This window comes from Sulfurivermis sp., assembly GCF_059410345.1.
On sequence record NZ_JBLJDO010000002.1, the window covers coordinates 167,714 to 186,804 of the forward strand.

14 protein-coding genes are annotated in these 19,091 nt (G+C 61.9%); 11 read left to right on the forward strand and 3 right to left on the reverse strand.

All coding sequences use genetic code 11. From position 1 onward, the window contains the following. Nucleotides 1–144: 144 nt before the first annotated feature. Both narL and ACMV8A_RS02505 read right to left on the reverse strand, forming a co-directional pair. Nucleotides 145–792: a two-component system response regulator NarL gene (narL, locus tag ACMV8A_RS02500; protein ID WP_495324151.1), complete on the reverse strand. Its 648-nt coding sequence runs from the start codon at nt 790–792 to the stop codon at nt 145–147. A gap of 2 nt (nt 793–794) precedes the next feature. Then, on the reverse strand, nt 795–2,756 hold the full coding sequence (locus ACMV8A_RS02505) for an ATP-binding protein (protein ID WP_495324152.1): 1,962 nt from the start codon (nt 2,754–2,756) through the stop codon (nt 795–797). A gap of 296 nt (nt 2,757–3,052) precedes the next feature. Here ACMV8A_RS02505 and ACMV8A_RS02510 point away from each other — a divergent pair, with 296 nt between their 5' ends. The 11 genes from ACMV8A_RS02510 (at nt 3,053) to ppx (ending at nt 16,877) form a co-directional block, all read left to right on the forward strand. Further along, nucleotides 3,053–4,324 (forward strand): MFS transporter, encoded by a 1,272-nt coding sequence (locus ACMV8A_RS02510; protein WP_495324153.1) that lies wholly within the window; start codon nt 3,053–3,055, stop codon nt 4,322–4,324. Between the two features lie 34 nt (nt 4,325–4,358). Next, nucleotides 4,359–5,960, forward strand: a complete 1,602-nt coding sequence (locus tag ACMV8A_RS02515; RefSeq protein ID WP_495324154.1) for an MFS transporter — start codon at nt 4,359–4,361, stop codon at nt 5,958–5,960. A gap of 86 nt (nt 5,961–6,046) precedes the next feature. Further along, nucleotides 6,047–9,802: a nitrate reductase subunit alpha gene (locus ACMV8A_RS02520; protein ID WP_495324155.1), complete on the forward strand. Its 3,756-nt coding sequence runs from the start codon at nt 6,047–6,049 to the stop codon at nt 9,800–9,802. A gap of 36 nt (nt 9,803–9,838) precedes the next feature. Continuing rightward, on the forward strand, nt 9,839–11,392 hold the full coding sequence (gene narH / locus ACMV8A_RS02525; protein WP_495324156.1) for a nitrate reductase subunit beta: 1,554 nt from the start codon (nt 9,839–9,841) through the stop codon (nt 11,390–11,392). 10 nt (nt 11,393–11,402) lie between these two features. Then, nucleotides 11,403–11,918, forward strand: coding sequence for a nitrate reductase molybdenum cofactor assembly chaperone (gene narJ / locus ACMV8A_RS02530; protein ID WP_495324157.1), 516 nt, complete (start codon nt 11,403–11,405; stop codon nt 11,916–11,918). Between the two features lie 48 nt (nt 11,919–11,966). Then, nucleotides 11,967–12,668 carry a respiratory nitrate reductase subunit gamma gene (narI, locus tag ACMV8A_RS02535; protein ID WP_495324158.1) on the forward strand — a complete coding sequence of 234 codons (702 nt, stop codon included), beginning with the start codon at nt 11,967–11,969 and terminating at the stop codon, nt 12,666–12,668. Between the two features lie 13 nt (nt 12,669–12,681). Next, nucleotides 12,682–13,134, forward strand: a complete 453-nt coding sequence (locus ACMV8A_RS02540; RefSeq protein ID WP_495324159.1) for a c-type cytochrome — start codon at nt 12,682–12,684, stop codon at nt 13,132–13,134. 155 nt (nt 13,135–13,289) lie between these two features. Continuing rightward, nucleotides 13,290–13,655 carry a TusE/DsrC/DsvC family sulfur relay protein gene (locus tag ACMV8A_RS02545; RefSeq protein ID WP_495324160.1) on the forward strand — a complete coding sequence of 122 codons (366 nt, stop codon included), beginning with the start codon at nt 13,290–13,292 and terminating at the stop codon, nt 13,653–13,655. Between the two features lie 110 nt (nt 13,656–13,765). Continuing rightward, nucleotides 13,766–14,269, forward strand: a complete 504-nt coding sequence (locus ACMV8A_RS02550; protein ID WP_495324161.1) for a SixA phosphatase family protein — start codon at nt 13,766–13,768, stop codon at nt 14,267–14,269. A 2-nt stretch (nt 14,270–14,271) separates the two neighbouring features. Further along, on the forward strand, nt 14,272–15,219 hold the full coding sequence (locus ACMV8A_RS02555; protein ID WP_495324162.1) for a CHAD domain-containing protein: 948 nt from the start codon (nt 14,272–14,274) through the stop codon (nt 15,217–15,219). 143 nt (nt 15,220–15,362) lie between these two features. Further along, nucleotides 15,363–16,877 (forward strand): exopolyphosphatase, encoded by a 1,515-nt coding sequence (gene ppx / locus ACMV8A_RS02560; RefSeq protein ID WP_495324163.1) that lies wholly within the window; start codon nt 15,363–15,365, stop codon nt 16,875–16,877. Between the two features lie 25 nt (nt 16,878–16,902). Here the strand turns inward: ppx and ppk1 are convergent, their stop codons facing one another. Then, the gene (ppk1, locus tag ACMV8A_RS02565) at nt 16,903–18,972 is read right to left on the reverse strand and encodes a polyphosphate kinase 1 (RefSeq protein ID WP_495324164.1); all 2,070 of its coding nucleotides are present in this window, start codon (nt 18,970–18,972) and stop codon (nt 16,903–16,905) included. Nucleotides 18,973–19,091: the final 119 nt, after the last annotated feature.

Genomic DNA, 19,091 nt, shown 5'->3' on the forward strand with positions numbered 1-19,091 from the left:
GCCCAAACGTCGCCAACCGGAAGAACCTGCGCTTACTGCCAGGGGGAAGGTCAGAGACGGGCCTCATCCATCGCGAGGCTGGCGCGGAATATACACAGGTGGCGGCGAAAAGGCCAGCAATAAAAAGCGTGCCGCCTTGCCCGGTCAGCGTCCCCTGCCGGTGACCGCCCAGACGGCCGCTTCGACGCGCGAGCGCAGGTTGAGCTTCTTCAGCAGGTGTTTGACGTGGACCTTGACGGTGCCTTCGGTGATGTTGAGCTCCCGGGCGATGTGCTTGTTGCTGAGACCCTGGGCGACCAGTTCAAGGATCTGGCGCTCGCGTTCGGTGAGGCCGGCGGAGTCCTCATCGCGCGGGTGCGGCTCCTCGCACAGGGCGCGGGCCAGCAGTTCGGTGAGGTTGTCGCTGATCACCAGACGGCCACCGGCCGCCTGGCGCAGGCGCTCCAGAATATGCTCCGGCTCCATGTCCTTGAGCAGGTAGCCGTCGGCCCCGGCGCGCAGGGCGGCGACCACGTTTTCCTCGTTATCCGACACGGTGAGCATGATGACGCGCGAATCAAGGTCGGCTTCCTTGATGGCCTTGAGGGTTTCGATGCCATCCATCCCCTTCATGTTGAGGTCGAGCAGGATCAGGTCGGGCTGCAGTTCCTTGGCCTTGGCGAACCCCTCCTCACCGGAGGCGGCTTCCCCGATGAGCGTCAATGCCGTGTCCATGGCGATGAGATCGGCCACCCCTTTGCGAAACAGCGGATGATCGTCGATCACCAGCAGGGTATGGGTATGGTCTTGCATGGCTAGTTTCCTCCGCTTTGCGCAATGGACTGCGGCATGGTTCGGTGTATGGGCGTGAACACGATTTGTACGCGAGTGCCACCGCCGGGGCGGCGTACCGCAGTGATGCTGCCGCCCAGGCTGTGGGCACGTTCACTCATGATGGCAAGGCCGTAGTGATGACGGCGTTCCGCCTCATCGGGGATGCCGATGCCGTTGTCGTCTATGGTGACCACCACTTCACCGTTGACATCGTAATCCAGACTGACCTGGGCCTCGCTGGCTTGGGCATGGCGCACCACGTTGGACAGGGCCTCGCGCACCACCTGAAGCACATGGATTTCTTCGTTGGGGGTGAGTTGGGTCGCGTGCAGGTGGTTGACGAGGGAGACGGTGAGTGGGCTGCGTTCACGCAGTTCGCGTACAGTCTCTTCCAGGGCCGAGCTGAGGCCTCGACCATCCATCTTGAGACGGAAGGTGGTGAGCAGCTCACGCAACTCACGATAGGCGCTGTTAATGCCATCCCGCAGCTCTTGCAGAATGGCGTGAGCCGGTTCCTCGGTGGCGGTGCGGGGTAGGGCCGCATCCAGCCGGCTCACCTGGATCTTCATATACGACAGCGATTGTGCCAGTGAGTCGTGCAGCTCGCGGGCAATGACGCTGCGCTCCTCCAGCAGCGCCAGGCGGCGGCTCTGCGTTGTGCGCTGGGCGATGTTGATGGCGATGCCGATATGGTCGGCCACGGCCTCCAGCAGGCGGGTCTGCCAGTCCTGCAACTCCACACCCGCCGGGATTTCCATCAGCAACACGCCGTACTGCTGTTCCTGGTCGGTGATCGGAATGGAGATCACGCGCAATGGCTGGCGCGGCTCACGTGCGATCTCAACGACATGGGTGCGGCCATCGTCGAAGCAGGCATTGCAGTTGGCGGGGTGACACAAATCCTTCTCGCCTGCGTAGGGGGCGCGGGTGCTGGCGAGCTTGATGGCGTGGTTTTTGTTGTAGCCGGCCAGACAGATGGTGCCGGGGCCGACGCCGATGAGATTCTCGATTTTGCTCAACAACTGGGTGTAGGTGGCGTCTGCAAGCGGCGCCTCATTGAGCCAGCGGGTAGTGTTATAGAGCAACTCCAGTGAACGGTTGCTGCGCGCCAGGTCGGCCGTCTTTTGCTGTACCCTGGCCTCCAGATCGGCGTACATCTTTGACAGGTCCTCCGCCATGACGTTAAAGGCATGGCTGAGATTGCCCAGCTCATCGTCATTCACCGGATGGGTGCGCACCGAAAAATCGCCGCGTCGCGCCGCCTCGGCGCAGGTGAGCAGGTTGCGCAGGGGAACCAGCACATCAGTGTGCATCAGATACATGGCGATAAACACCACGCCTACCGTCAAAAACAACGACGATACCTGAATTAGCCGCAGCAGTTGAATGTTGGATTCCGCCTCGATCTCCAGCAGGTGTACCAGATGGTCGATATCGGCCACGAAGGAGTCGACGATGGTGAGGTAACGCTGCTTCAACGCCTGATGGGCGGACTCAAGTTGTTCAGCATAATAACTTTCGCGGCCGTGTAAGTGCGACAGGTCGTTGGCGACGGTGTTGGTATAGGCAAACAGTACCGGACGAATGGTGCGTTTCCAGCGGCCATAGATATGGTCATAAACCTGGCGTGATTCCTTGTTCAGGTTGCGCGGGATCATGCTGGTGAGACGTGGGCTGGTGATACGCTGCTCGAACTCGTTCATGAGATCGTGCGTGATGCGGGTCGCCTGCAAATTGTCGATGTCGTGGCGGCGTGCCAGGCTGGACGCGATGCGATAGGACTGCATGCGCAGCGAGCCGGCCTGGTTGATCGCGGCGGCCGCACCTTGGGTAGTCTCTGCGATGATTACCGAGCTCAGCATACCCATGAAGGCGAGCGCCGTGATGGTGGCCATCGCCAGCCCCATGCGTAACAGCAGAGATTTCTCAAAAACCTGCTTCATGTTTTTAGTCTACCTGCTTCTGTACTGGTACCACAGGGGTATGTGCACAAAAAATGTGGTGATACCACCAAATTCCACTCCCTCATATTCTATTGCCGCTGCTCATTTCGCGAGAGTGCGGTAATGCATCGGACGATCAATGAGATAGCATTGTTACCACCATTACCACGTTGGTGGTAGGCGGGCCTCGCCAGCCCACTCCGCGGCATATTGCGGTCGTCGGACCACGGCATACACTCCCCTCCCAACGGCACATTTCTATGCCGTACGCACATTCAGCAAAGTAGGGGTGTGGCATGGAAAGTCAGCGCAAAAAGCAAATATCGGTGTTGACGATAAACACGGTATCGTTCACCGCGTGTTTCGCCGTGTGGGTGATGTTTTCCATTATCGGCATCCCCATTCGCACGGAATTGGGATTGAGCCAGACGCAGTTCGGTCTGCTGGCTGCGATGCCAATTCTTACTGGTTCTCTCATCCGCCTGCCACTGGGCATGCTCACGGACCGTTTCGGCGGGCGCCCTGTGTTCATGGCGTTGATGCTGTCGACGATTGTTCCCGTCTACCTTATCACCCACGCCACCGAGTACTGGCACATGTTGGTCCTCGGCCTGTTTGTCGGCGTGGCGGGCGGCTCGTTTTCTGTTGGCATTGCCTACACCGCACGGTGGTTCGACAAGAAGCATCAGGGTTTCGCCATGGGTATCTTCGGCGCCGGCAATGCTGGCGCGGCAGTGACTAAGTTTGTGGCACCCTCCATCGTGGTGGCGTGGGGATGGCAGGCGGTGCCACAGGTCTACGCGGTGATGATGACGGTGGTGGCGGTGCTGTTCTGGCTGTTTAGCTACTCCGATCCAAATCACAAGGTCGGCGCTCACATCACCATGCGCGAGCAGCTGCTGGCATTGAAGGACCCGACGGTGTGGAAATACTGCCAGTACTACTCGCTGGTGTTCGGCGGCTATGTGGGTGTATCGCTGTGGATGACCAAGTACTACATGAGTGAGTACCAGCATGACATCCAGACTGCCGCGCTGCTGGCTGCCATCTTCGTGCTGCCATCAGGTGTGATCCGTGCCTTGGGTGGCTGGCTGTCAGATCGCTTCGGCGCCCACACCGTAACCTGGTGGGTGATGTGGGTGTCGCTCATCTGCCTATTCTTCATGGCCTATCCGCAGACTGAGTTGATGATACGGACTGTCGAAGGTCATCCGGTAATGATGCGGCTGGGAGTGAACGAATGGGTATTCACGGCGCTGTTGTTCACGGTAGGCATTGCATGGGGCTTCGGCAAGGCCTCGGTATTCAAATACATTTCTGATGAGTATCCACACAACATCGGCACCATCTCAGGCATCGTCGGACTAGTGGGCGGTCTGGGTGGCTTCTTCCTGCCCATCATGTTCGGCGCACTACTGGACTGGACCGGCATAAACAGTACGGCCTTCATGTTGCTGTTCGGCGTCACTTTGGTGTCGCTGATGTGGATGCAGTATTCGGGCGAGCGTGAAAAAGATCGCGCAATGAAAAAACACAAGCGGGCTTTGGCGGCGGACACATTAGAGTGACGGCGCATAACCAACTTTGCATAAGGGGAAGAAAATGGCAAACATAAAAGAATGGGATGTGGAGAACCAGAGTTTCTGGGAAACCACTGGACGGCGCGTCGCCAACCGCAATCTGTGGATATCCATTCCCAGCCTGCTGATGGGTTTCGCCGTCTGGTTGATGTGGGGCATCATCACGGTGCAGATGCTCAACCTGGGTTTCCCCTTTGCCCCGGCTGAGTTGTTCACCCTCACAGCCATCTCTGGCCTCACCGGCGCAACCCTGCGCATACCCGCGTCGTTCATGATTCGTATCGCCGGTGGACGCAACACCATCTTCTTCACCACCGCGCTGCTGATGATCCCCGCCATTGGTGCCGGTATCGCACTGCAGGATAAAAACACACCGTTGTGGGTGTTCCAGTTGCTTGCCTTCCTGTCCGGTATCGGCGGCGGCAACTTTGCGTGCTCCATGAGCAATATCAGCACCTTCTTCCCCAAGCGCCAGCAGGGGCTGGCCCTGGGCTTGAACGCCGGCCTCGGCAACTTCGGCGTCACCACCATGCAGATTCTCATTCCGTTGGTGATGACCGCTGGTATCTTCGGCGCTTTGGCCGGTGAGCCGATGACCCTGCTCAAGGATAGTGGCACGCTGATTGGCAAGATCACCGCCGGTACCGATACCTACATTCAAAATGCCGGCTGGGTCTGGCTGCTGTTCCTGGTTCCGCTTGGATTCGCTGGCTGGTTCGGCATGAACAATCTGCTGCCGATTACGCCCAATCCGGGTAACGCACTGGCGGCCTTCGGCAAGATTCTTGGCCTGTATCTGGTCGGCTTCATCGCCGCCGGCGTCGGCCTGTATCTGTACCTGCCCAAGCCCACGGGACTCGGCGTGCTCAATATGTGGGTGGCTATGGTGCTGATCATGGGCTCCACCCTGTTCATGATGAAGCTGCTGCCCGGCTCCATCCGCCAAAACATCAATCGTCAGTTCGCCATCTTCAAGGACAAACACACCTGGTCGATGAGCATCCTCTACATCCTGACCTTCGGCTCGTTCATCGGTTTCTCCATGGCGTTGCCGTTGTCAATCACCGTGATCTTTGGCTTCTCAGCGGTACCGGGTGCCGACGGCGTGATGCAGCGTGTCGCCAATCCAAACGCTCCGTCCGCGTTGACGTACGCATGGATGGGTCCGTTTATCGGTGCGCTGATTCGACCGCTGGGCGGCTGGATCTCCGACAAGGTGGGTGGGTCCATCGTCACCCAGGTGATTTCGGTGGTGATGGTGGTTGCATCGGTGGCGGTGGGCTATGTGATGCAACTGGCCTACAACTCCGTTACGCCGGAACAGTACTTCTTCGTGTTCCTGGTGTTGTTCATCGTGTTGTTCGCGGCCAGCGGCATCGGCAACGGTTCGACCTTCCGCACCATCGGTGTGATCTACGACCGTGAAAAGGCCGGCCCGGTGCTGGGCTGGACCTCGGCCGTCGCTGCCTACGGCTCCTTCGTCGCGCCCCTGGTAATTGGCGAGCAGATCAAGGCCGGCACGCCGGAGGTGGCCATGTACGGCTTTGCCGTGTTCTACGCCCTGTGTCTGGTACTGAACTGGTGGTTCTATCTGCGCAAGAACGCCTACGTAAAGAATCCGTAAATAGTGTCGCGCCTCAGGCGTTGGCTAGGCATGCCGGCGCCTGGGGTTCGTAGCCTGAATCTCCAAACTCGAAACTGGAGGAATCCATGAGTCACTTTCTCGACCGTTTGAAGTTTTTCACCAAGGTGCAGGATACCTTTTCCAAGGGTCACGGCATCGTCACCAACGAAGACCGCCAGTGGGAAGACGCCTACCGCAACCGCTGGCGTCACGACAAGGTGGTGCGCTCCACCCACGGCGTGAATTGTACCGGCGGCTGCTCCTGGAAGATCTTCGTCAAGAACGGCCTGGTTGCCTATGAGATGCAGCAGACCGACTATCCTGAGACGCGCCCCGACCTGCCCAACCACGAGCCGCGCGGATGCCAGCGTGGCGCCAGCTTCTCCTGGTATCTGTATAGCCCGCATCGTATCCGCCATCCGCTGGTGCGCGGTCGCCTGGTGGAGCTGTACCGCGCTGAGCGCAAGAGCGGCAAGGATCCGGTGGAGGCATGGGAGGCGATCCAGAAAGATCCGGCCAAGCGCAAGCAGTACACGGCGGTACGTGGCCTGGGTGGCTTCGTGCGCACCTCCTGGGACGAGGTAACCGAGATCGTCGCTGCCGCCAATGTCTATACCATCAAGAAGTACGGCCCGGATCGCATCTTCGGCTTCTCACCGATCCCGGCGATGTCGATGATCTCATACGCTGCTGGCTCGCGTTACCTGTCGCTCATCGGCGGTGCCTGCGGTTCGTTCTATGACTGGTACTGCGACCTGCCGGTGTCCAGCCCGCAGGTGTGGGGCGAGCAGACCGACGTGCCGGAATCAGCCGACTGGTACAACTCCACCTATATCATCGTATGCGGTTCCTCCATCCCCACCACCCGCACCCCCGACGCGCACTTCTACAGCGAGGTGCGTTACAAGGGCGCTAAGGTGGTGGCGATGGCGCCGGATTACGCCGAGCAGGTGAAATTCGCCGACTTGTGGATGCAAGTGAAGCAGGGTACCGATGCCGCCGCCTTCATGGCCATGGGGCATGTGGCGATCAAGGAGTTCTATCTGCAGAAGCGCGACCCGTACTTCGACCAGTACGCACGCAAATACACCGACCTGCCGATGCTGGTGATGCTCGAGAAGTTCGAGGACGGCTATACCCCGGGCCGCTACCTGCGAGCCTCCGACTTCAACGGCAATATGGGAGAGACCAACAATCCCGAGTGGAAGACTGTCGTCTACGACGAACTCTCCAAGTCCTATGTGGTTCCCAACGGCTCGGTCGGCTTCCGCTGGGGCGAGGAAGGGAAGTGGAACCTGCTGCCGAAGAACTCCGCAAACCAGGCCGAGATCAAGGCCGAGCTGAGCTGCATCGACGCCCGCGACAACGTAGTTCCGGTGGCATTCCCGCACTACGCCGAGGGTGAAGACGACATGCTAGCGCGCAACGTGCCGGTGCATACCCTCAAACTGGCCGATGGCCGTGAAGTGCACGTCGCCTCGGTGTTCGACCTGATGGTTGCGCAGTACGGTATCGACCGCGGCCTCGGTGGCGGCAATGTGGCCAGTTCCTATGATGACGATTCGGTGCCCTACACCCCTGCCTGGCAGGAAAAGATTACGGGCGTGAAGCGCGCCGACATCATTCGTACCGGTCGTGAGTTCGCCGATAACGCATCCAAGACCCATGGCAAGTCCATGGTGATCCTGGGCGCGGCAATCAATCACTGGTACCACAATGACATGAACTACCGTTCGATCATGAACCTGCTGCACCTGTGCGGTTGTGTCGGCCAGTCGGGTGGTGGTTGGGCGCACTACGTCGGTCAGGAGAAGCTGCGCCCGCAGGCCGGCTGGGCCCCGATTGCCTTTGCGCTGGACTGGAACCGTCCGCCGCGCCACATGACCAGCACCACCTTCTGGTATTTCCATACCGGGCAGTGGCGCTATGAGACTATCAAGGCCGACGAGCTGATGGCACCCAATGCCAAGGCCAAGTACCGCGGCCATACCTGTGCCGACTACAACGTGGTGGCGCAGCGCCTCGGCTGGCTGCCCTCGGCGCCACATTTCAACAAAAACCCGCTCGACATCGTCGAGGAGGCCACCAAGGCCGGTGCCACCGACGAGGCCGGTGTCGCCAGGCACATGGTGGAAAAGCTGAAGAACGGCGAGCTGTCTTTCGCCTACGAGGATATCGACAACCCCAACAACTGGGTGCGCAATCTCATCGTCTGGCGTGGCAACCTCATCGGCTGCTCCTCCAAGGGCCATGAATACTTCCTCAAGCATCTGTTTGGCGCGCAGAACGGCGTCATGCAGGAAGGCACCGCCGGCAAGGAGTCGAAGGAGATCAAGTGGGTGGAGCAAGGCCCAACCGCCAAGCTGGACTTGATGGTGGACATCAACTTCCGTCTGAATTCTACCGGCGCCTACTCCGATATCATTTTGCCGACGGCGACCTGGTACGAAAAGAACGACATCAACACCACGGACATGCATCCGTTCATCCATCCGCTGTCCGAGGCGGTGAAGCCGGGCTGGGAGTCCAAGTCCGACTGGAAGATCTTCCAGACCATCGCCAAGCGTTTCTCCGAGCTGGCTGCCAATCATCTGGGCACGCGCAAGGACGTGGTGGCCCTGCCCATGCAACACGACTCCGCGGCGGCGCTGGCACAGCCCTTCGGCGAAGTGAAGGACTGGAAGCGTGGCGAGTGCGAGCCGGTGCCGGGCAAGACCCTGCCCCTGCTCAAGGTGGTGGAGCGCGACTACCACAACACCTACCACAAGTTCATCGCCCTCGGTCCGCTGATGAAGAAGCTGGGCAACAACATCAAGGGTGTGGACTGGAACACCGACGATGAGTACGAGCACCTCAAGCACCACAACGGCACCATCCGCGAGGAAGGTATCAGTAAGGGCATGCCGTCGCTGGCCGACGACATTCATGCTTGCGATGCCGTGATGCGCATGGCGCCGGAGACCTGCGGCGAGGTGGCGCACAAGGCATGGAAGGCGATGGGCAAGAAGACCGGCATCGATCACAACCATCTGTGTGATTCGCGCCGCGATGAAGTCATTACCTTCAAGGACATCGTGGCGCAACCGCGCAAGATCATCACCGCGCCCACCTGGTCCGGCATCGAGTCACACGAGGTGAGCTACAACGCCGGCTACACCAATATCCACGAGCACATCCCGTTCCGCACGCTGACCGGGCGTGCCCACTTCTATCTGGACCATGAGTGGATTCGTGACTTCGGTGAGAGCTTCTGTGTCTACAAGCCGCCACTGGACATGAAGTCGCACTACAACATGCCGGCCAAGGTCACCGGCAAGCCGCATCTGGTGCTGAACTGGATTACACCGCACTCCAAGTGGGGCATCCATTCCACCTACCAGGACAACCTGCGCATGTTGACCCTGTTCCGCGGTGGTCCCTATGTGTGGATCTCGGAGGAGGACGCCAAGTCGGTGGGCCTGAAGGACAACGACTGGGTGGAGGCGCTCAATGCCAATGGCGCCACCGTGGCCCGCGCGGTGGTGAGTCAGCGCGTGCCGCGTGGCATGGCCATCATGTACCACGCACAGGAGAAGAACGTGAACGTGCCCGGCAGTCCGACCACCGGTAAGCGCGGCGGCATCCTCAACAGCGTGACGCGCACGGTGATCAAGCCGACCCACATGATCGGCGGCTATGCCCAGCTGTCCTACGCCTTCAACTACATGGGGCCGGTGGGCAGCAACCGCGATGAACACGTGGTACTGCACAAGATCGAGGACCGCGATGTGGACTGGCTGGAACGTCCGCTCACGCCGGAACGCGAAGCCAACATCAATCCCCCGGGCGTAGGCCCGCGTTAAGCGCCGCCGCACCTATACAGAGATCGGGAGACCAACATGAAAGTACGCGCACAATTCGCCCTGGTGTTCAATCTGGACAAGTGCATCGGCTGCCATACTTGCTCGGTGACCTGCAAGAATGTGTGGACCAACCGCAAGGGCATGGAGTACGCCTGGTGGAACAACGTCGAAAGCAAACCCGGCATCGGCTTTCCCAAGCAGTGGGAAAACCAGGACAAGTGGAAGGGCGGCTGGAAGGTGGAGAACGGCAAGCTGGAATTGCGCGGTGGCGGCCGCGCCTCCAAGCTGCTCAACATCTTCGCCAACCCGGACATGCCGGAGATCGACGACTACTACGAGCCGTTTACCTATAACTACGCCCATCTGCAAAGTGCCAAGCTGTCCGAGGCGGCGCCGACGGCACGGCCGCTGTCGCAGATCACCGGCGAGACCATGGACAAGATCAAGTGGGGGCCGAACTGGGAAGACCATCTGGCTGGTGAGTTTGCGGCGCGTGCCGTGGACAAGAATTTCGACGGCATCCAGAAGCAGATGTACGCCGAGTTCAAGAATACTTTCCAGACCTACCTGCCGCGCATGTGCAACCACTGCCTCAATCCGGCCTGTGTGGCGGCCTGCCCGTCCGGTTCGCTGTACAAGCGCGAGGAAGATGGCATCGTACTGGTGGATCAGGACAAGTGCCGCAGCTGGCGTATGTGCGTGTCGGCCTGCCCGTACAAGAAGATTTTCTACAATTGGGAGTCGGGCAAGGCCGAGAAGTGCATCGGCTGCTATCCGCGCGTCGAGTCCGGCATGCCTACGCTGTGCTCCGAGTCTTGCGTCGGTCGCATCCGCTACAACGGCGTGATGCTGTATGACGCCGACAAGATCGCCGAGTATGCCGCCACCGCCAATGACAAGGACATGTACAAGGCGCAGATGAACATCTTCCTCGACCCCAATGATCCGAAGGTGGTTGCGGCGGCGCGCGCCGAGGGTATCCCGGAGAGCTGGATCGAGGCGGCGCAAAAGTCGCCCATCTGGAAGATGGTGATGGACTGGAAGATCGCCCTGCCCATGCACCCGGAATTCCGCACCCTGCCCATGGTGTGGTACGTGCCGCCGTTGTCGCCGGTGCAGTCGCAGATCGACCAGGGTAACCTGCCCACCGGACCGGACGGCGCCATCCCACTGCGCGAAGCCATGCGCACGCCGGTGCGCTACCTGGCCAACCTGCTCACCGCCGGCGACGAGAAACCGGTAATCGATGCGCTCAACAAGCTCATCGCCATGCGCAGCTATCAGCGCTCGGTGCATGTGGAAGGCAAGGCGGAGACCGCCGCGCTGGACGCCGTCGGCATGACCGAGCAGCAGGCCAAGGACATGTATCAGCTGTTGGCCATCGCCGACTACGCCGATCGCTTCGTCATCCCCACCAACCATGGTGAGACGCGCATGGAGGATCCCTATGGCTTCCAGGGCCAGAACGGCTTCACTTTCGGCAACGACAGTTCCACCGGCATCAGCCTGGTGTCGCTGTTCCCGGAGCGGCGCAAGGACACCGCCGAGCCAAAAACGCAGCCGCAAACGGCAGACAAGCCCTACTTCTAGGAGGTACGCGATGCGAATCTACAAACTGCTTTCGTATCTGCTCGACTATCCGGGCGAGGAGCTGTACGACAACCTGGATGCTTTGCGTACGCTGGCCGCGGAGGCGGCCGGCGATGCGCAGGAGCAGGCTGCCCTGGATGGGTTCCTCGCCTTCGTGGCAGGGATCGATGCGCTGGAGTTACAACGCCAGTATGTCGAGACCTTTGATCTCAAGGCGCAGCACAGCCTGCATCTGACCCATCACCTGCTGGGCGATGATAAGAACCGTGGGCCGGCCCTCATCGACCTGGGTGAGTACTACAAAGCGTGGGGCATGGAGACCATCGACGGCGAATTGCCGGATTATCTGCCGCTGATGTTCGAGTTTGCCGCCACCCTGGAGACGGAAGAGGCGCGGATGTTTCTGTCGCAGATTGGCAAGGTGCTCACCATCCTGGCCGGCAATCTGGAGAAGAGCGACAGCCCGTGGGCCCCGCTGGTGCGCATCGGTGAAAAGCGTGCCCTGCGTGTCCAGGAAGCGGCCTGACAACCATCATCGTGACGGCCGCCTGTGCGGCGGCCAGAGGAGAGCACTATGGACTACCTGAATACCCTGGCCTTTGGCCTCTACCCCTACCTGGCGGGCGCGGTGTTTCTCATCGGCAGCTGGATGCGCTTCGACAGCGAGCAGTACACCTGGAAGGCGGACTCCAGCCAGTTGATGTCGAACAAGAACATGCGTCTGGCCAGCAACCTGTTCCACATCGGTATCATCGGCATTTTCCTCGGCCATCTGGTCGGCCTGTTGGCGCCGTTCGCAGTATGGGATGCCATCTCGCTGTCCAGTCTGGGCAAGCAGAGCATCGCCATGTATGGCGGCGGCTTCCTCGGCATTCTGTGCCTCATCGGCGGCAGCATGTTGTGGTGGCGCCGCGTCACCCACCCGCGCGTGCGCGCGGCGGGGCGCACCTCGGATCTGTTCATCCTCACCTGGATCATGGTCACCCTGCTGTTCGGCTTGGCCACCACCTTCACCACCGCGCACCACGCCGCCCAGGGTAGCGCCGACACCATGATGACCCTGGCGCAGTGGGCCAAGAGCATCGTGCTGTTCGATCCGAAGCCCGAGCTGGTGGCGCAGACCGAAGCGGTGTTCCGCTGGCACCTGTTTTTCGGCATGACGCTGTTCCTGCTGTTCCCGTTCACCCGCCTGGTGCATATCTGGTCGCTGCCGCTCGGCTATCTCGGTCGCGCCTACCAGATCGTGCGCACCAAGCGTCAGGTGCCGCTGCGCTGAACATCGGCACAGGATGACCGACTCCGTCGACATGCTGCCGCGGCCGCAAGGCCGCGGCACCGCCCGCAAATTGAGCTGGCTGGGGCTGGTGTTTGCCGTGGGCATCGGTGTGCATTTCGCGCTGCAAGGGATCATCCAGAGCGGCGATGCGGAACTGCGCAAGGGGCCGGACCTGGCCAGGCTGGAGCAGCTGGAGGCGACCGACCCGGCCCGTGCCGCCAAGGTGCGAGCCGGCATGATCAAATACGAGTCCATCTGCCGGCTGTGCCATCACCGTACCGGTAGCGGCGGCAAGTTCACGCCACCCATTACCGGCAAGACGGAGGAGGGGATCGCATTGCTGCTCACGCTGTATCGTGACGGCGTGCAGATGGGGCCGCTGACCAATTTAATGGCACCGTGGGCGGCGGATCTGTCCGATGAGGAGATCGGCAATCTGGCCGCTTATGTCGCCACGCTGCAATAAATTGCCATGGCGCAGAAATGGTGTGGCCTCCTGCCCCAACGGGAGAGGCGCCCTACCTCCAGCGCGGTAGGCGCGACTAGCCTGTCGTCGATATTTACCTGCACAGTTGGCGCATCGATAGTGTCTGTACCGCCGCAACAACTGGAAGGACGATCATGCAGACCAATCCCTTTGCCATTCGTACCGAATATGTGGACGTGGACGGCAAACCCGTTGCCACCGATCAGGAGGGCTACATCCAGGACATGAGCCAGTGGTCGGAGGGATTTGCCCGCGCCCAGGCCGCCAAGGAGGGGCTGGAACTGACCTCCGAGCACTGGGACGTGATCCATTTTATCCGCGCCCATTATGAGAAACACAGTGTGCAGGCCCAGGTGCGCGACATGATCAAGCACTTCAGCAAGGTCTGGGGGCCGGAGCGTGGCAACAACCGCCACCTGCACGACATCTTCCCCAAGGGCGGCCCGCAGAAACAGGGCAATCGCCTGGCGGGTATCCGCCGCACCAAGGGCGAGCATTGACCGCGCGGCGCCAGCCCATGGCCAGGTGAGCGGCTGCGCTCCCGCCCTCCCGGCCGGGCCAATTTTTCATATACACTCCCGTACGTGCAATCCGTATGGGGAGCGACACGATGGACGTATTGCTGGTCAGGCACGCCAAGGCGGAGGAGCGCGAAATCTTCGCCCTTACCGGGGAGGAGGACGCCCTGCGTCCCCTGACCAAGGCCGGGGCCAAGGACATGCGCAAGGTGGCCAAGGCCCTGCACCGGTTGGTGCCGCAAGTGGATGTGTTCGCCAGCAGCCCCCTGCTGCGTGCGGCGCAGACGGCGGATATTCTCGCCGCGCGCTATGCCGGCAAGGTGCTGCAGTTGCCGCAGCTCTCGCCCGGTCACGATCCGGCCCAGGTGTTGACCTGGCTGCGCAGCCAGGGTGACCAGCAGTGCGTGGCTCTGGTCGGCCATGAGCCAGACCTGGGGATGCTGGCATCGTGGCTGTTGGCCGGAGGCAAGCGTGGTTTCATGCCCCTGAAGAAGGCCGGTGCCTGTCTGCTGCATTTTGCCGGCGGCATCAAGGATGGCAAGGCCGAACTGGTCTGGTCGCTGCCACCGGGATTGCTGCGCGAACTGGCCAAATAATCATGACCCTGCTGGCCCAATTGCCCTTGCCCCAGGCCCTGGCCCTGCTGGCCCAGGGCTATATGGACGAGGCAGTGGCGGCGGTGCGGCGGCTGGATGATGCCGCCGATGAAGAGGCCTTGCATGACACCCGGGTGGCGCTGCGCCGGTTGCACAGCCTGATGCGCGCCTACCGCAGCCTGTTTTCCACCGCAGTGCCGCGTAAGTTGCGCCGCCAGGTGCGCCGTCTGGCCCGTGCCAGCAATCCGGCGCGCGACGCCGAGGTGCAGCAGGCCTGGCTGTTGCGCCAGGCCCACGGCCTCACGCCCGCCCAGCAGGAAGGCTACCACTGGCTGTTGGCACGCCTGCAACCGGCGGCGCTGCTGGCGTTGGAAGACGCCCTGCAGCGGGGAGTCCGCCGCCTGGCCCGTGCGCTGCAACCCCATCTCAATGCGCTGGCCGACAGGGATGGCGCCGAATCCGTCTACGCGGTGGCCTGTGCCGTGCAGGCCGAACCTTTGGTGGAGGAGGCACTTGCCGCCCTGGCCGCCATCGGCGGCCCGGAGGATGTCGGCGCTGCCCATGAGGCGCGTATCCTGGTCAAGCGCCTGCGCTACCTGCTTACCCCCTTGCGCAACGATGGGCCTGCCTGCGAATACGCCGTGGCAGTGCTGCGCCTATTGCAGGACCTGCTGGGCGATCTGCACGACCGGCATGTGCTGGCCGAAACGCTGCGTGGCAGTGCCGCCGAGGCGGCGGCGGCCCATGCCCAGACCCTGTTCGACAGTGCGCCTCCCCAGCCATCCGCCTGGCGGGCGCCGCAAATGCCCGGCCTGCTGGCACTGGCGCAGCGCAATCATGCCGTCATCCTCGCCTGCCATGCCGAACTGCGGCAGAACTACCTGGACCGGCTGGACGAGGCGCTGCGCCAGCCGCTGACGGCGGCCCTGGCCGAACTGCGCGGCGGATAATCGGGGCGGCTCGGGTCGTATCGTTCCCACGCAGAGCGTGGCAACGATAATCTATCCCGGCGGTGTTCCGAACTCGCGCTCACCCGCCCTCGCGTATTCGATTATCATGAGCACCCTTGCTAAACGATCCCCGTCGATAATCCATGACAGAGCAACCCACAGCGGACGGCCCGGCCAGCACCATCGCGGCAGTAGACCTCGGCTCCAACAGCTTCCACATGGTGGTGGCGCGCCCCGTCAATGGTCACCTCAATATTCTCGACCGCCTGCGCGAGCCGGTGCGGCTGGCCGCCGGTCTCGATGCCGCCGGCGAACTGGATGCGGCGGCGCAGCAGCGCGCCATTGCCTGCCTGGAGCGTTTCGGTCAGCGTCTGCGTGACATGCCCTTGGGCAGCGTGCGTGCCGTCGGCACCAACACCCTGCGCAAGGCGCGCAACAGCGATGCCTTTCTCGAGGCTGCCGCCGCCGCCCTCGGCCACCCCATAGAGGTGATCTCCGGCCTGGAAGAGGCGCGCGTCATCTATCTCGGCGTCTCCCATAGCCTGCCCGCCAGCGCCGGCCAGCGTCTGGTGATGGACATCGGCGGTGGCAGCACCGAACTGATCATCGGCGAGGGTTTCGAGCCCATCTACATGGAAAGCCTGTACATGGGCTGCGTCAGCCTGAGCCAGGAATACTTCGCCGACGGCAGCATCAGCGCCAAGGCCATGCGCCGCGCCGAGATCGCCGCCGGTCAGGAACTGCAGGCCATCGAGCAGGATTACCGTCGCCTCGGCTGGGTCGGTGCCGTCGGTTCCTCCGGCACCATCCGCGCCGTGGGCGACGTGTTGCAGGCCATGGGCTGGGGCGATAGCGGCATCACCCTGCTGGCGTTGCAACGCCTGCGCGAGACGATGATTGCCGCCGGCCATGTCAGCCGTCTCGATGTATTGCAGGGGTTGCCGCCGGAGCGTGCCCCGGTGTTTCCCGGCGGCGTGGCGATCCTCATCGCCACCTTCGCCGCCCTCGGCATCGAACGCATGGATGTCTCTGATGGTGCCCTGCGCGAAGGCCTGCTCTACGACCTGATGGGCCGTATCCGTCATGAAGATGTGCGTGGCCGCACCATCAATCTGCTGAAAGATCGTTACCACATCGACAAGGCCCAGTCGCAGCGGGTGTACGACACCGCCTTCTATGCCCTGCACCAGGTGATGCATGCCTGGAAGCTGGAGGAGGAGTGTGCCGCCAGCATGCTGGAGTGGGCCGCGCGGCTGCACGAAATCGGCCTCGCCGTGGCACACAGCGGCTACCATAAGCACGGCGCCTACCTGCTTGAATACTCCGATATGCCCGGCTTCTCGCGCCAGGAACAGAAGGCCCTCGCCGCCCTGGTGCGCAGCCACCGCCGCAAGTTCTCCCCGGCGGTATTCCGCGTCCTGCCCGAGGCCCAGCGCGAACGCCTGATGCGCCTCGCCGTGCTGCTGCGTCTTGCTGTGCTGCTGCATCGCAGCCGTGCCGATATCCCGCTGCCGCCGTTCCATCTGGAAACCGAAGGCAAGAACATCACCCTGCGTTTTCCCGCCGGCTGGTTGGAACTGCATCCCCTGACCCAGGCAGACCTGGAGCAGGAGGCGGAGATTCTCAAGGAAGGGAAGTTCAGGCTGATATTTGAATAGGACGCGGGCAGCGCATCCACCTCTCCTATTGGTTGGCCAACTCCTGCAACAGGCGCAGCTGGGCGCAACTGGGTTCTTCGCCTTCGGCGGGGGTGATGCGGCGGTAGCTGCCGTCGGCGGCCAGCTCCCAGGCCTGGGTGTTGTCTTCCAGGTAGTAACCCACTTCGCGCATGACGCGCTTGCGCAATTCCTTGTGGTCCACCGGGAAGCAGGTTTCCACCCGTTGTAGCAGATTGCGATCCATCCAGTCGGCGCTGGAGAGGAACAGTTCCTCCTTGCCGTCGTTCTGGAAGTAGAAGACGCGGGTATGTTCCAGGAAGCGGCCGACGACGGAGCGGACGCGGATATTGTCCGACACGCCGGGCACGCCGGCGCGCAGACAGCAGATGCCGCGCACGATGAGGTCGATCTGCACGCCGGCCTGCGACGCGGCATACAGCGCCTGGATGACCTGGCGTTCCACCAATGCATTCATCTTGGCGATGATGCGCGCCGGCTTGCCGGCGCGGGCCAATTCCGCCTCGCGCTCGATGCGATCCAGCAGACCCTTGTGCAGGGTGAACGGCGCCTGCAATAGTTTGCGCTGTTTGCCGAAGCGGCCCAGGCTGGTCAGTTGCAGGAATAACTGGTGTACGTCTTCGCCCAGATCCTGATCGCAGGTGAGCAGGCCGTAGTCGGTGTAGATGCGCGCGGTGCGTACATGATAGTTACCGGTGCCCAGATGAACGTAGTGGCGCAGGTGGCCGTTTTCACGCCGCACCACCAGCAGCATCTTGGCGTGGGTCTTGTAGCCGACCACGCCGTACACCACATGGGCGCCGGCCTCTTGCAGGCGGTTGGCCAGGGCGATGTTGGCCTCTTCGTCGAAGCGGGCGCGCAGTTCCACCACCACGGTCACTTCCTTGCCACGCCGCGCCGCATCCACCAGCGCATCCACCACCAGCGACTGCGGGCCGGTACGGTACAGGGTCTGCTTGATGGCGAGGACGTGCGGATCGCTGGCGGCCTGGCGCAGCAGATCGAGCACCGGGGCAAAGGATTCGAACGGGTGATGCAGCAGGATGTCGCCCTGGCTCAATACCTGGAAGATATTGTTGCCGGCACCGAGCCGTGCCGGCAGGGTCGAGGTGAACGGCGTGTATTTCATCTCCGGCCGATCCACCATGTCGGGCAGCGCCATCAGACGGTTGAGGTTCACCGGGCCGTTGACGGCGTAGAGATCGGCATCTTTCAGGTCGAAGTGGCTGAGCAGGAAGTTGGCCAGTTCGGGCGGGCAGTTGTCGGCCACCTCCATGCGCACGGCATCGCCGTAACGCCGTGCCGGCAGTTCGCCTTCCATCGCCCGCAGCAGGTCGTCCACTTCTTCCTCGTCGACGAACAGATCGGAATTGCGCGTGATACGGAACTGATAGCAGCCGGTGACCTTCATGCCGGGGAACAGATCGTCGACGTGGGCATGGATCACCGAGGAAAGGAACACGTAATCATGCGGTCCGCTGCCGGCGCTTTCCGGCAGCTGGATCAGGCGCGGCAGCGCGCGCGGCGCCTGCACCACGGCCATGCCGCTGGAGCGGCCGAAGGCATCCTTGCCCTTGAGCGAGACGATGAAGTTGAGGCTCTTGTTGAGGATGCGCGGGAACGGGTGCGCCGGGTCGAGTCCGAGCGGCGACAGTACCGGCAGCAGTTCGTGTTCGAAGTAGTCCTTGACCCAGGCTACCTGCTGTTCATTCCAGTCGGCGCGGCGCACGAAGCGGATGCTGTTCTGCTCCAGCGCCGGGAGCAGGACGTCGTTCAACACGCGGTACTGTTCTGCCACCAGCTCATGGGCACGCAGGCTGATCTGGTTCAACACCTCCTGCGGCGTCATGCCGTCCGGGCCGGTGGGGATGATGCGCGAGGCCTCCCTCTGCTTCAGACCGGAGACGCGGATTTCAAAGAACTCATCGAGATTGCTGCTGGAGATGCACAGGAAGCGCAGGCGTTCCAGCAGCGGTACGCTTTCATCCTTGGCCTGTTCCAGTACGCGGCGGTTGAATTCCAGCAGCGACAGTTCGCGGTTGATGTAGTACTCGGGTTGGGAGAGGTCGATGCTCATGTCATGTCCATGGATACGCGGCAGGGGGCCGCGGGAGCGAGTCCAAATGTTGCCATTACACTAACAGAATGTGACAGGGCGGTGACAGGGTGGTTCAAGTTTTGTGTGCGGCGCCGCGA